The organism is Streptomyces sp. JNUCC 64, from assembly GCF_054484115.1.
Genome location: NZ_CM137015.1, coordinates 2,802,366 through 2,815,329 on the forward strand (window position 1 = coordinate 2,802,366; position 12,964 = coordinate 2,815,329).

The 12,964-nt window shown below is 73.6% G+C and carries 15 protein-coding genes; 10 read left to right on the forward strand and 5 right to left on the reverse strand.

Features of this window, described 5'->3' with window-relative positions; all coding sequences use genetic code 11:
- Positions 1-9: 9 nt before the first annotated feature.
- Complete coding sequence (locus ACVWNX_RS11195; RefSeq protein WP_454413758.1) at positions 10-525, forward strand: SCO4983 family protein; 516 nt, start codon at positions 10-12, stop codon at positions 523-525.
- A gap of 134 nt (positions 526-659) precedes the next feature.
- On the opposite strand, the gene ACVWNX_RS11200 is transcribed toward ACVWNX_RS11195, so the two are convergent.
- The 3 genes from ACVWNX_RS11200 to ACVWNX_RS11210 form a co-directional block, all read right to left on the reverse strand.
- Entirely contained in the window at positions 660-1,067 is a 408-nt protein-coding gene (locus ACVWNX_RS11200; RefSeq protein WP_454413759.1) for a PIN domain-containing protein, read from the reverse strand.
- A complete protein-coding gene (locus ACVWNX_RS11205; RefSeq protein WP_454413760.1) occupies positions 1,064-1,336 on the reverse strand; it encodes a hypothetical protein in 273 nt (90 codons plus the stop codon). The genes ACVWNX_RS11200 and ACVWNX_RS11205 overlap by 4 nt, the downstream gene beginning before the upstream one ends.
- 305 nt (positions 1,337-1,641) lie before the next feature.
- Positions 1,642-3,507, reverse strand: a complete 1,866-nt coding sequence (locus tag ACVWNX_RS11210; protein WP_454413761.1) for a phosphoenolpyruvate carboxykinase (GTP) — start codon at positions 3,505-3,507, stop codon at positions 1,642-1,644.
- Between the two features lie 595 nt (positions 3,508-4,102).
- Between ACVWNX_RS11210 and trhA the strand changes: the two genes are divergently transcribed.
- The 5 genes from trhA to ACVWNX_RS11235 all read left to right on the forward strand — a co-directional run bounded on the left by trhA (position 4,103) and on the right by ACVWNX_RS11235 (position 9,400).
- A complete protein-coding gene (trhA, locus tag ACVWNX_RS11215) occupies positions 4,103-4,723 on the forward strand; it encodes a PAQR family membrane homeostasis protein TrhA (protein WP_454414717.1) in 621 nt (206 codons plus the stop codon).
- Positions 4,724-4,885: 162 nt separating this feature from the next.
- Positions 4,886-6,421 (forward strand): MFS transporter, encoded by a 1,536-nt coding sequence (locus ACVWNX_RS11220; protein WP_454413762.1) that lies wholly within the window; start codon positions 4,886-4,888, stop codon positions 6,419-6,421.
- Between the two features lie 290 nt (positions 6,422-6,711).
- Positions 6,712-7,308, forward strand: a complete 597-nt coding sequence (locus tag ACVWNX_RS11225) for a TetR/AcrR family transcriptional regulator (RefSeq protein WP_454413763.1) — start codon at positions 6,712-6,714, stop codon at positions 7,306-7,308.
- 142 nt (positions 7,309-7,450) lie between these two features.
- Positions 7,451-7,999 carry an MOSC domain-containing protein gene (locus ACVWNX_RS11230; protein WP_454413764.1) on the forward strand — a complete coding sequence of 183 codons (549 nt, stop codon included), beginning with the start codon at positions 7,451-7,453 and terminating at the stop codon, positions 7,997-7,999.
- Positions 8,000-8,149: 150 nt separating this feature from the next.
- Positions 8,150-9,400: an MFS transporter gene (locus ACVWNX_RS11235; protein WP_454413765.1), complete on the forward strand. Its 1,251-nt coding sequence runs from the start codon at positions 8,150-8,152 to the stop codon at positions 9,398-9,400.
- A 115-nt stretch (positions 9,401-9,515) separates the two neighbouring features.
- On the opposite strand, the gene ACVWNX_RS11240 is transcribed toward ACVWNX_RS11235, so the two are convergent.
- Positions 9,516-9,830, reverse strand: a complete 315-nt coding sequence (locus ACVWNX_RS11240; RefSeq protein ID WP_454414718.1) for an ATP-binding protein — start codon at positions 9,828-9,830, stop codon at positions 9,516-9,518.
- 8 nt (positions 9,831-9,838) lie between these two features.
- Here ACVWNX_RS11240 and ACVWNX_RS11245 point away from each other — a divergent pair, with 8 nt between their 5' ends.
- Both ACVWNX_RS11245 and ACVWNX_RS11250 read left to right on the forward strand, forming a co-directional pair.
- Positions 9,839-10,072 carry a hypothetical protein gene (locus ACVWNX_RS11245; RefSeq protein ID WP_454415054.1) on the forward strand — a complete coding sequence of 78 codons (234 nt, stop codon included), beginning with the start codon at positions 9,839-9,841 and terminating at the stop codon, positions 10,070-10,072.
- A 5-nt stretch (positions 10,073-10,077) separates the two neighbouring features.
- Positions 10,078-10,308: a DUF397 domain-containing protein gene (locus ACVWNX_RS11250; protein ID WP_454413766.1), complete on the forward strand. Its 231-nt coding sequence runs from the start codon at positions 10,078-10,080 to the stop codon at positions 10,306-10,308.
- A gap of 29 nt (positions 10,309-10,337) precedes the next feature.
- Here the strand turns inward: ACVWNX_RS11250 and sigJ are convergent, their stop codons facing one another.
- On the reverse strand, positions 10,338-11,333 hold the full coding sequence (sigJ, locus tag ACVWNX_RS11255) for an RNA polymerase sigma factor SigJ (protein ID WP_454413767.1): 996 nt from the start codon (positions 11,331-11,333) through the stop codon (positions 10,338-10,340).
- A gap of 371 nt (positions 11,334-11,704) precedes the next feature.
- Between sigJ and ACVWNX_RS11260 the strand changes: the two genes are divergently transcribed.
- Positions 11,705-12,115: a hypothetical protein gene (locus ACVWNX_RS11260; protein WP_454413768.1), complete on the forward strand. Its 411-nt coding sequence runs from the start codon at positions 11,705-11,707 to the stop codon at positions 12,113-12,115.
- Positions 12,116-12,155: 40 nt separating this feature from the next.
- Positions 12,156-12,902, forward strand: a complete 747-nt coding sequence (locus ACVWNX_RS11265) for a Mut7-C RNAse domain-containing protein (RefSeq protein WP_454413769.1) — start codon at positions 12,156-12,158, stop codon at positions 12,900-12,902.
- Positions 12,903-12,964: the final 62 nt, after the last annotated feature.

Genomic DNA, 12,964 nt, shown 5'->3' on the forward strand with positions numbered 1-12,964 from the left:
GCCCGTCCCATGTACGAACCGATCCGCAACAAGTCGGTCCACACGGTGGCCGACACGGGTGACTATCCGCACCGCTCCCGCGAGGAGGAGCTGGACGTCCAGCTCGCCGGACACCTCTCCGCGCTGCTCGCCGTCACGGACGAGCTGCGGGGCGTCACCCCGGCACCCGCGCTGGACCGTGCCGCCGAGCGCCTCGCCGGGCAGATCACCCGGCTCCGCGACGGCGCGGCCCCGGTCCGGATCGCCCCCGCCGCGGCGGCCGTGCCCGCGCCGGGCCGGGCCCGCTCCACCGGGCTGCACCGCCGCGCCCACACCCTCGCGGGCCGCGCGCTCGTGGTCGCCGCGTCCCGCGCGGACACCACGGTCGCGATCCTGGCCGCCGAGCGGATGGACGCGCACGCGGCCCTGATGGACCCGGACGCCCCCGCGCACCCGGCCGCCCCGTCGGCGGACCGCGCCGGTGACCCCGGGGCGCACCACGTCCGCCGGGTCGAACGCCGCCGCAAACTGGCCGCGACCCGCTGACCGGACGGTCGGCGGGTACCCCACCGGCCGTCCGGCACCCGGCACCCGGCACCCGGCACCCGGCACCCGGCACCCGGGGTGATGATCCGCCGAGGCCAGGACACGCGCTCACAGAATCTGGCGGTCGACGGTGTTCACACCCCCCTGATGATCACGCGGCTCCCGCAAAGCTTCGCCCAGTCGTCACGGTCAGAGGTCAGAACGATCGCGGGGGCCGGGGCACGGAGCGCGAGCGCGGCGACGAGGGCGTCGATGGCGTACTTGTGCCCGTGCAGTCCCCCCGCGTCCCGGAGGAGTGTCACCGCGGTCAGGGAGTCCTCCTGGCTGACCGGTTCCACCCGCAGCCGGGAGAGCACCCATTTCAAGCGGGCCAGATCCGTTCTCCCCTGCACGGCTTCCACGATGGTCAGCGCGGACACCAGAACGGGGACCCCGGCCTGACGGGACGCCTCGATACGAGCCGCCATCCCACGATCGTCACGCAGGAGCAGGGAGAGCGCCTCGGAGTCGAGCACCAGCGAGCGGGCCGACTGCCCTTTCACGCAGCGCCCCGTTCGACGTCCCGGACTTCCTCGTCTCCGAAGAGTTCGCGACGGGCGGCTTCGATCTCCTGCTCCGTGAGCGCGCCATGTTCCTCTTCGTGGGACGCGACGATCTCAGCGAGTCCGTCCATGGCCAACTGATGTCTGACCGCCTCGGTGACATAACCGGACAGCCCGCGACGACCCGTTCGGGAACGGAGTTCGCTGACCAACTCGACTGGCATGGACACGGAGATGTTCTCGGTGCTTCCGGCGCGGGTGGACTTCATGCCCTAAGTGTACGACGGAGATTATTACAACTGAAAGCGGCGACCCGGCCCCGAGACCTCTCGACCACCGGACGGCGTGGGCGGCTCAGCACGGCCTCGGCGCGGCTCGGGACAGGGGACGGCACCGACTCCGGACAGGGGTGAGCCCCCGGAGGACCGTTGTTTCCTCCGGGGGCTCACCGTGTCCGCGCGGACCGGGCCGGGTGCCTCCGCCCGTTGGCGGGCGGACGCGCCCGGGGCCGGGCGCGGTGGGTCCGGGCCGCCGGTCGGGGAAGGACCGGGGCCGGACCACGGGCTGGCTCGGCTCAGCCGAGGCGGCGCACCAGGGAGCGGTACTCGTCCCACAGCTCCTTGGGCGTGTGGTCGCCGAAGGTGTTGAGGTGCTCGGGGACCAGGGCGGCCTCCTCGCGCCACACCTCCTTGTCGACCGTGAGCAGGAAGTCCAGGTCGGCGTCGGAGAGGTCCAGGCCGTCGGTGTCCAGGGCGCCCTTGGCGGGCAGCACGCCGATCGGGGTCTCGACGCCCTCGGCGGCCCCGTCGAGGCGCTCGACGATCCACTTCAGCACCCGGCTGTTCTCGCCGAAGCCCGGCCAGACGAACCGGCCCGCGTCGTCCTTGCGGAACCAGTTGACGTAGTAGATCCGGGGCAGCTTCGCCGGGTCCTTGTCCTTGGCGACGTCCACCCAGTGGGCCATGTAGTCGCCCATGTTGTAGCCGCAGAACGGCAGCATCGCGAACGGGTCGCGGCGCAGCTCGCCCACCTTGCCCTCGGCGGCGGCGGTCTTCTCGGAGGCCACGTTGGCGCCGAGGAACACCCCGTGGTTCCAGTCGAAGGACTCGGTCACCAGCGGCACCGCGCTGGCCCGGCGGCCGCCGAAGAGGATGGCGGAGACCGGCACGCCCTTCGGGTCCTCCCACTCGGGCGCGATGGTCGGGCACTGGGCGGCGGGGACGGTGAACCGGGCGTTGGGGTGCGCGGCCGGGACGCCGGACTCCGGGGTCCAGTCGTTGCCCTTCCAGTCGGTGAGGTGCGCCGGGGTCTCCTCGGTCATCCCCTCCCACCAGATGTCGCCGTCGTCGGTGAGCGCGACGTTGGTGAAGACGGAGTTGCCCCACAGGGTCTTCATCGCGTTGGCGTTGGTGTGCTCGCCTGTGCCGGGGGCCACGCCGAAGAAACCGGCCTCCGGGTTGATCGCGTACAGCCGGCCGTCCTCGCCGAACCGCATCCAGGCGATGTCGTCGCCGATGGTCTCGACGGTCCAGCCCTTGATGGTGGGCTCCAGCATCGCGAGGTTCGTCTTGCCGCACGCCGACGGGAACGCGGCGGCCACGTACTTCGCCTCGCCGCTCGGCGGGGTCAGCTTGAGGATCAGCATGTGCTCGGCGAGCCAGCCCTCGTCGCGGGCCATGACCGAGGCGATGCGCAGGGCGTAGCACTTCTTGCCGAGCAGGGCGTTGCCGCCGTAGCCGGAGCCGTACGACCAGATCTCGCGGCTCTCGGGGAAGTGGGAGATGTACTTGGTGGAGTTGCACGGCCAGGGGACGTCCGCCTGGCCCTCGGCGAGCGGGGCGCCCAGGGTGTGCACGGCCTTGACGAAGAAGCCGTCCTCGCCCAGCTCGTCCAGGACGGGCCGCCCCATCCGGGTCATGGTGCGCATCGCGACGGCGACGTACGCGGAGTCGGTGATCTCGACGCCGATCGCGGAGAGCGGGGAGCCGAGCGGGCCCATGCAGAACGGGACGACGTACATCGTCCGGCCGCGCATCGAGCCGCGGAAGATCCCGCCCTCGCCGCCCGCCCCCCGGAACACCTCGCGCATCTCGGCGGGGGCCTTCCAGTGGTTGGTCGGGCCCGCGTCCGCCTCCTTCTCGGAACAGATGAAGGTGCGGTCCTCGACACGGGCGACGTCCGTGGGGTCGGAGGCGGCGTAGTAGGAGTTGGGGCGCTTGGCCTCGTCCAGTTTGCGGAAGGTGCCCTTCGCGACGAGCTCCTCGCACAGGCGCTCGTACTCGGACTCCGAGCCGTCGCACCAGACGATCCGGTCCGGCTGGGTCAGCCCGGCGATCTCGTTCACCCAGGCGACGAGCCCCTGGTGGGTGGTGGGCGGGGTGAGGGTGAGGGTGTCGCCGGTCGTGCCGGGGGTGCCGGGAGCCGCGATATCGCGCGCCACGATTGCTCCTAAATGAGGGTTCTGAGGTTTTCGCCCCTTGGGGGCTGCGACCCGGATGCTTCTCGACAGGGGGAGGGACCCCGCCTCGGCGCTCATCCGGTGCCGACCGCACTCGTTTGATCATCGACCTCGGGCGCACAGATGTCCAGAGGACTTCACAGGTGAGCGGCGTGAGCCTCGCCACGATGCGCTCCGGCGCGGGAGCCCCCGGCGCGGGAGCCCTCGTCGCGAGCGCCGCCGGCCCCTCCGCGCACCCCGGCGCGCGCCCCGGCGCATCCCGGTGACCACCCCCCTTATGGGCCCCGAGCGGCACCGGAACCGCAAGGGAAGGACGGACAGGGGGAGATGATGAGCCTACGGAAGCGTAGGTACGATGCCGGACATGACTGCGTCTGCGCCCGCGTTCCCGGATTCCCCAGGTCCGAAGCACGACCGCGCCCCGGAGCCGGACGACACGGGTCCGGCCCCGTCGGTCTCCCGCCGGACGGACCCGACGAGGTCGGCCCCCCACCAGACGGGCCCCGCGGACGCGTCGAAGCCGGACACCGACCCCGCGCTCCCGGAGCGGAGCGCCCCCGAGGAGCAGAAGCCGAAGCTGCGGGGCTGGCTGCACGCGGGGATGTTCCCGGCGGTCCTGGTCTCCGGGCTCTTCCTCACCGCCCTCGCGGACTCCACCCGGGGCCGGGTGGCCTGCGGGATCTACGTCCTCACGGCCTGTCTGCTGTTCGGGGTGAGCGCCCTCTACCACCGGGGGAACTGGGGGCCGCGCGCGAGCGGGATACTCCGCCGTCTCGACCACGCCAACATCTTCCTGATCATCGCGGGCACCTACACCCCCCTGACCCTGCTGCTCCTGCCGGACGCCACGGGCCGCTGGCTGCTGTGGAGCGTATGGGCGGCCGCCGCGGCGGGGATCGTCTTCCGGGTGTTCTGGGTGGGCGCGCCGCGCTGGCTGTACACGCCCTGCTACATCGCGATGGGCTGGGCGGCGGTCTTCTTCCTCCCCGACTTCCTGCGCACCGGCGGGATCGCGGTGCTGATCCTGGTGATCACGGGCGGCCTCCTCTACAGCGCGGGCGGCGTCATCTACGGCATCAAGCGCCCCAACCCCTCGCCGCGCTGGTTCGGCTTCCACGAGGTGTTCCACTCCCTGACCCTGGCCGCGTTCGTCGTCCACTACGTGGGGATCTCCCTGGTGGCGTACCAGCACGGGTGAGCCCCGCCGCCCGGACCGCCGTCCAGAGGCGGGCACCGAACGACGTCCGTGAGAGCGGCCGTGGCATCCACGCCACGGCCGCTTCCGCGTTCCCCCGCCCCCGACCTCCTCCCACCCTCCACATATTGACACCAACTCCCAAGTGACAGCTACTCTCATTTCATGGTTACTGTCACTCGGGCGTCCGATGTGCGCCCGCACCCCCGTCGCTGGTGGGCCCTCGGCGCGCTGGTCGCCAGCTTCCTGGCGCTCGGCTTCGATCTGACGATCCTGAACGTGGCCCTGCCCACCATGGCCGGAGAGCTCGGCGCCTCGACCGGCGAGCAGCAGTGGATGGCGGACGCCTACGTCGTGGTGTTCGCGGCGCTGATGCTGCCCGCCGGGCTGATCGGCGACCGCCACGGACGGCGGCGGGCGCTCGTCGCCGGGCTGGTGATCTTCCTGCTCGGCTCGGTCGCCGGGGCCCTCGCCGACGACGTCGGTTCCGTGATCGCCGCCCGGGCGGCGATGGGCGTCGGCGGGGCCCTGGTCACCCCGCTCGCGCTGTCCGTGGTGCCCGCGCTCTTCGCCCCGGAGGAACGCGGCCGGGCCGTCGCCGCCGTCACCTCGGCCTCGGCGCTGGGACTGCCGCTCGGCCCGGTCGTCGGCGGCTGGCTCCTCGACCACTTCTGGTGGGGCTCGGTCTTCCTGGTGAACGTCCCGATGGCGGCGGTCGGCATCGCGGCCTGCGTCCTGCTGCTGCCGGAGAGCCGCGATCCGGCGGCCCCCCGGCTGGACCCGCTGTCCACCACGCTGGCGGTCACCGCGCTCGGCACCCTGGTCTACGCGGTCATCGAGGCCCCGCACCGGGGCTGGGGCGACCCGCTCACGGTGGCGCCCGTGGTGGGCGCGGTGGCGCTGGCCGGGGCGCTGGTGGCGCGCGAACGGCGCGTGGCGCGCCCCACGCTCGGGCTGGAGCTGCTGAGCGGGCGCCCGTTCCTGCTCAACACGCTCGCCGCGACCCTGGTGATGTTCGTCCTCGCCGGGCTGATGTTCGTCCTCCCCCCGTACCTCCAGACCGTCCGGGGCGCCGACGCCCTGGGCGCCGGGGTGCGGACGCTGCCGCTGATGGGCGGGCTGCTCGTCGCCGCGCGGCTGGCCCGGCCGCTCGCCGTGCGGCTCGGGGCGCGGACCGTGGTCGGCGGGGGCCTGGTGGTGCTGGCGTTCGCCGCGTTCCTCGGCACGCGCACCGGCACGGGCACCGGCTACGGGTTCGTGGCGCTCTGGCTGGGCATCGCCGGACTGGGCTTCGGGTTCGCCGTCGTCACCGCGATGGAGGCGGCGCTCGCCGCGCTGCCGCCGGACCGCGCGGGCACCGGTTCCGGGCTGCTGATGACCGTGCGCCAGGTGGGCGGCGCGCTCGGGATCGCCCTGCTCGGCTCGCTGCTGTCCGGCACGTACGGGGAGCGGCTCGACGGCGCCGCGACCGGGGGCCTGCCGCCCGGCGCCGAGGACACCGCGCGGGAGTCGGTGATCGCCGCCCATCTGCTGGCCGAACGGTTCGCCGTCCCGGCCCTGGCGCGGGCGGCGGACAGCGCGTACCTGGACGGGATGCGGCTGGTCCTGGTGGTGTGCGGGATCGCGGCGCTGCTCACCGCGGCGGCGGCCGCGGTGTGGCTGCCCGAACGGCGGCGAGAGGGTGACGGGGCGGGAGGGTGACGGGGACGGGGGCCTGGGGGCGGCGGAGCTGGGGGCCAGCGGCCCGGGGGCGACGGGCCGGGAGGCAACGGGCCCAAGGGCCACAGGTCCGGAGGCTGCGGGCCCAAGGGCTACGACGGGCCCGGGGGACGGGGACCCAGGGGACGGACGCTCCCCTTCTCCCGTCCCCGATGGCCGACAATGAGGGCATGTCCGCCACCGCGCCGCCGCCGTCCCCTTCGCCCTCGGCCCCGGGCCCGACCCCGGCTTCACCGAAGCCGTCCCCGTCGCCCGCGCCGTCCGCGTCATCCGTGGACCCGGCACGGCTCGGGCTGCGGGAGCGGAAGAAGCTGAAGACCCGGGTGGCGATCCGGAAGGCCACCTACCGGCTGATCGCGGAACAGGGCTACGAGGCGACGACCGTCGAGCGGATCGCGCGGGCGGCGGAGGTCTCGCCGAGCACGGTGTTCCGGTACTTCCCCACCAAGGAGGACATCGTCCTCACCGACGAGTACGACTCCGTCCTGGAGGAGGAACTGCGTGCCCGGCCCGCCGGGGAACCCCTCCTCGATTCCCTCCGCCGGATCCTGGGACGGGCCGTACGGCTGTCCCTGCGGGACGAGCCCGAGGAGACCAGGCTGCGGATGCGGCTCATGGCGGAGGTCCCGGCGGTGCGCACCCGCGCCCTGGAGAGCATGTCGGTGACGGGGGCCATGGTCTGCCGCGTCATCGCCGAGCGCACCGGCCGCGACCCCGCCGACCTGGAGGTCCGCGCCTACGCGACGGGCGTCATCGCGGCCCTGTACGAGACCACTCGCTACTGGGCGGAGCACGACTACCGCGACGACATCGGCGACCTCCTGGAACGGGCGCTCGGCACGTTCGAACGGGGACCGGAACGGCTCTGAGGGCGTGGCCCGTTCCGGAGGGCGCCGACGACCGCCCGCCACGGCGCCCTCCGAAGCCGTCGACATCCGTCTTGTGAGGGCAGCGCTCTCCCCTGCCCCCTCATAGGATCGGCCTACCGCAGGACGACGGCAGGGGGAAAACGTGACGGGTGGTCAGGTCGTTGCTGTGAGCCGGGACGAGGCGTACACGTTCAGCAAGACCAACCGCGAGTCCATCACGCTGCTCGCGGGGCTGGGCGTGGAGGGGGACGCGCACGCGGGGAGGACGATCCGCCACCAGTTCCGCATGACCTACAAGCCGGACCTGCCCAATCTGCGCCAGGTGCACCTGATGCACGAGGAACTCTTCGCCGAACTCGCCCTCAAGGGGTTCCAGGTCGGCGCGGGCCAGCTCGGCGAGAACGTCACCACGCGCGGGGTGGACCTGTTGGGACTGCCCACCGGGGCGCTGCTCCACCTCGGAGAGGGGGCGGTGCTCGAAGTGACGGGACTGCGCAATCCGTGCGCGAAGATCAACGACTTCCGCCGGGGGCTGCTCAGCGAAGTCTTCGCCATCGACGCCGCGTCCGGCGAGTTCACCTTCAAGTCCGGTGTGATGGCCGTGGTCCGCAGCGGAGGGGTCGTCCGTCCCGGTGACTCCGTCCGGATCGAGACCCCGTCCCTTCCGTACCGTCCGCTGGAACGGGTCTAGGTTCCGGTCCCCACCGGGAAAGGGCGGCCCCCCGGTCGGCATCGGGACGTCGACGTCGGGAAACCGCCGGACCCCGGGCTCCCCCGCTGGTGGACTGACGGGCGTACCGCGACTTCCGCGAACCCCCGACGCCCGGCAGGACGGAACCCCATGTCCGCAGTCACCCCCGCCCGTCCCGCCCCCGCGGCCCCCGCACCGCCCCGGGTTCCGGTTCCGCCCGGGGCACCGGCCGCCCGGTCGCCGTTGCTGTCCTGGCTGGCGGTGGTCGCCGTGGCGCTCGGGATCTTCGTCATCGTCACCACCGAGATCCTGCCGATCGGGCTGCTCACCGCCGTCGGGGCCGACTTCGGCGTCTCGGAGGGGACCGCCGGACTGATGATGGCCCTGCCCGGGGTGCTCGCCGCCGTCTCCGCGCCGCTCGTCACGGCCGCCCTAGGACGGGCCGACCGCCGTCCCGCGCTGGCCGGGTTCGTCCTGCTGCTGGCGCTCGCGAACGTGCTCGCCGCGCTGGCGCCCGGCTACTGGCTGGTCCTAGTCTCCCGGGTGCTGGTCGGCGTCAGCATCGGCGGCTTCTGGTCGGTCGGCGCGGGGCTCGCCGCCCGGCTGGTGCCCGCGCGGTCCGTCGGCCGGGCCACCTCCGTCGTCTTCTCCGCCGTCCCGCTCGGCTCGGTGCTGGGCGTGCCGCTCGGCACCCTCCTCGGGGACCTCGCGGGCTGGCGCGCCGCGTTCTGGGCGATGGCGTTCCTGACGCTCGGGGTCTTCGCCCTGGTCCTCGCGGTCGTGCCGCCGCTGCCCGCCGCGCGGACGACCGGCCTGTCCGCCCTCGGCGGGCTGCTGCGCCGCACCGGCGTGCGGCACGCGCTGGTCGTGACGTTCCTGGTGGTCCTCGCGCACTTCGGCGCCTACACCTACGTCACCCCCTTCCTGGAGCGGGTGCCGGGCCTCGGCCCCGGAGCGGTGACGGTGTGTCTGCTGGTGTACGGGGCCGCCGGGATCGCGGGCACGTTCCTCGCCGGTTCGACGGTGGGTCGCGCGCCCCGGGCCGCGTTCGCCACGGCCGCCGCGCTGATCGCGGGCGCCACCCTGGGCCTCGCCGCGTTCGGCGGTTCGGCCGTGGTGGCGGTGGCGCTGCTGGTGGTGTGGGGCGTCGGGTACGGGGCGGTGCCCGTCTGCTCGCAGACCTGGTTCGCCCGCGCGGCCCCCGGCGCGACCGAGGCGTCCTCGGTGCTGTTCACCTCGTCGTTCCAGGCCACGATCGCTCTGGGCGCGCTGGCGGGCGGCTGGGTCGTGGACCGTTCCTCGCCGTCGGCGGTGACGGCCCTCGGCGGGACGACGGCGGTCCTGGCCGTACTCGCCGTACTCGCCGTCCGGGCCCACCACGTCCGGCGGACGTCCGGCTGACCAGTGGCCCGGGCCTGGACCTGGGCTTGGGCCTGGGCTTGGGCCTGGGCTTGGGCTTGGCCCTGAGAGAAGCGGGGGCCGGAGAGAAGCGGGGGCCGGGAGGGAGGCCGGGGGCTCATCCCGTTCCCCGCGCGCCCCTCCCGTCCAGCGCGAACCACACCGACTTGTCCAGCGGAGACAGCCCGCCGCGCACCGAGACGCCCCAGCGGTCGGCCAGGGTGTCCACCAGCACCAGCCCCCGTCCGTGTTCGTCCGCCTGCTGCGGGAGCGGGGGCTTCCCGAGCGGACGGGCGCCCGGTTCGCGGTCGGTCACCCGGACGGTGACGGAGTCCGCGCCCAGCGTCGCGTCCACGGTGAGCAGCGGCGCCCGGGTGTGCTGGAACACGTTGGTCACCACCTCGGACACCAGCAGCCGCGCGGTGTCGGTCAGTTCTGCGGGTGATCCCCTTCGACATCGAGACCTTCCACTGCTACACCCAGTCCATGCTGTACGCCCACGGGCCGATCCCCCAGCTCGACACCGTTCAGATCGACAACGCGTACAACGTCGACTTCCTCCATTCCGAAGTGCAGCTTTCCCAGTGCCGAGGGCTCGCGGAATCGGCATCGAAGATCACGCTCGACCCGACCAAGTCGCGGGATTTCATCCACAAAGCCATCCGGGAGCTGTGAGCCCCATGTCCGACACCACGCAGTGGCAGAAGTCGTCCTATTCGAACGGCGAAACGCAGTGCATTGAGATAGCCACTCGGGACGGCCACATCCTCGTCCGCGAAAGCGACCTACCGGCCATGGTGGTCACCACCACCCCCGCCAAGCTCCGGGCCTTCCTCCTCGGCGTCAAGGCGGGCGAGTCCGACCACTTCGTGGCGGACGTTCCCGGGCCGGACGGCGAGCCGAACCCGTAGGACCGGCGCGCCCCGGTCCGGCGGACGGGTCAGCCCGGGGCGTTCCACGGGCGTAGCTTCTCCGGGTTGCGGACCGCCCAGACCCGGGCGATCCGTCCGTCGGCGACCCCGAACGCCGCCACGGTCACGACGGCGTCCCCGAGCCGGGCCACCAGGCCGGGCCGGCCGTTGACCGTCCGTTCCAGGAGCGTCAACCCGGGTGCCCGGTCCGCGAAGTGGACCAGGTACCCGGCGACCCGCTCGCCGCCCGTCACCGGGCGGAGCGCCGCGCCGGCCAGTCCGCCGCCGTCGGCGGTCATCGTGACGTCGGGGTCGAGGAGGGCGACGAGGGCGGCGACGTCCTTGGCCTCCCACGCCTCCTTGAAGCGCCGCACCACCCCGGCCTCCCCCGCCGCCGCGCCCGTCGGGACCCGTGCGGCGCGCACCCGGCGGCGGGCCGAGGAGGCGAGTTGGCGGCAGGCGGCGGGCGTCCGGTCGAGGACCGCCGCGATCTCGGCGAACGGGTACCGGAAGACGTCGTGCAGCACGAACGCCACCCGCTCGGCCGGGGTCATCGTCTCCAGGACGACGAGGAAGGCCATGTGCACCGACTCGTCCAGGACGACCCGGTCGGCGGGGTCGGCGGAGGCGAGGGGGCTGAAGGGACCCACGGGGCTGGCGGGACCAGCCCGACCGGCCGGACGGGGCCCGCCGACCGCCCCACCGACCCCGCCGGTCCGCTCCACGCGGTCGGGCAGCGGCTCGGGGATCCACGAGCCGACGTACCGCTCGCGGCGGACCCGTGCCGAGCCGAGCAGGTCCAGACACACCCGTCCGGCCACCGTCGTCAGCCAGGCGCCGGGCGACCGGACGGCGTCCCGGCGGGCGCTCGGCATCGCGTACCAGCGAGCGTAGGTCTCCTGGACGGCGTCCTCGGCCTCGGTCAGCGAACCGAGCAGCCGGTAGGACAGGTTGGTCAGATGACGCCGCTCGCCGATGACCTCGTCCCGGTCCCCGTACCGGTCAGCGTCCGGGTCTCCACCCATGTCCCGGTCCGTTCGCGGACCCGCGCCCCGGTCTGTTCCCGGACCCGCGCCCCGGTCAGTGTCCGGACCCGCGTTCAGGCCCTCGTCCCGATCCATGTCCAGGTCCCGATCCAGGTCCCGATCCAGGTCCCGATCCAGGTCCCGATCCATGTCCCGATCCATGTCCTGGTCCAAGTCCCGGCCCGCGTCCCGGTCCGTGCCCGGGGCCGTCTCCCCGCTCACCATGTCCCCGTTCCCCCGTCCCCCGTCCCCCGTCCCCCGTTCCTCCGTCGTCCGTTCCCCTGCCCGCCTGACACTTCGGGGTCCCGTTCCGTCGGAGTGTTCGAGACCTTACCGACGCGGCGCCGCGAGGCGGGAAGAGAGGGCGTGCCATGACCACCACGCTGGGGACGACGGGAGGACGCCGGGGCCGGGCGTTCCTGAGGGGCGCGCTCGTCGCGCAGACGGTCGCGCTGCTGTTCCAGACGGTCACCGCCGGGGCGTTGCTGTTCTCGTCCCACGGTCACGCGGCGCACGACGTCGGCGCGCGCGTGATGTACGCGGCGGCGATGGCGTACCTGCTCGCGGCGGTGCTGGCGTGGCGGCCGGGCGGGGGCCCGGTCCGGCCCGTGCGGTACGCCGCCGGGTTCGTGGCGCTCGCCTCGGCGCAGGTGGCGGTGGGCGTGGCGTACGTGCCGTCGGTGCACGTACCGCTGGGGGTCACGATGTTCGCGCTGAGCCTGCTGGTGCTGGTCCGGGAGGTGTCCGGCGGTCCGGCCCGGCGGTCCGGCGCCCGGCCGTGACCGCCGCCACCGCCCCGCTCCCGGGTGACATCCTGGCCGGGTGAACGAGGACGCGACCATCACCACCATCACCGTCGAAGTCGATCCCGGCCTGGGACTCTTCGTCCCGCACAAACGGCGGAAGGGACCGACGGAGCTGCGGACCGACGGGACGTCCAGCCTCGGCCACGTCGTCGAGTCGCTGGGCGTCCCGCTGACCGAGGTCGGCTCGCTGGACGTCGACGGCGAGCCGGTGCCCGGCGGGTACGTGCCCCGGGACGGGGACCGGGTGCGGGTCCGGGCGGTCGTCCGGCCGCAGCGGGTGCCGGGGGCGCCGCTGCGGTTCCTGCTCGACGTCCACCTGGGCACCCTGGCGCGGCGGATGCGGGTCCTCGGGATCGACACCGCGTACGAGGCGGTGGACATCGGGGACCCCGCGCTGGCGGCCCGGTCCGCCGGGGAACGGCGGGTGCTGCTCAGCCGGGACCGGGGGCTGCTGCGCCGCCGGGAGCTGTGGGCGGGCGGGTACGTGTACAGCGACCGTCCGGACGAGCAACTCCGCGACGTGCTCGGCAGGTTCGCGCCCGGGCTGCGGCCCTGGACCCGCTGCACCGCCTGCAACGGGACGCTGACGGCGGCCACCGGGGACGAGGTGGCCGACCGGATCGAGGAGGGCACCCGGCGCACCTACGAGGTGTTCGCCCGCTGCGTGGACTGCGACGGGGTGTACTGGCGGGGCGCCCACCAGGACCAGTTGGAGCGGATGGTGGCCGAGGCCGTGGCGGAGTTCGGACCGGCGGTGTCCTGAGCCGCCGTCGGGGTACGCCCCGGAAGCCGGTGCGTGGCGTTCCCGGGCCCGGGCACCGGACA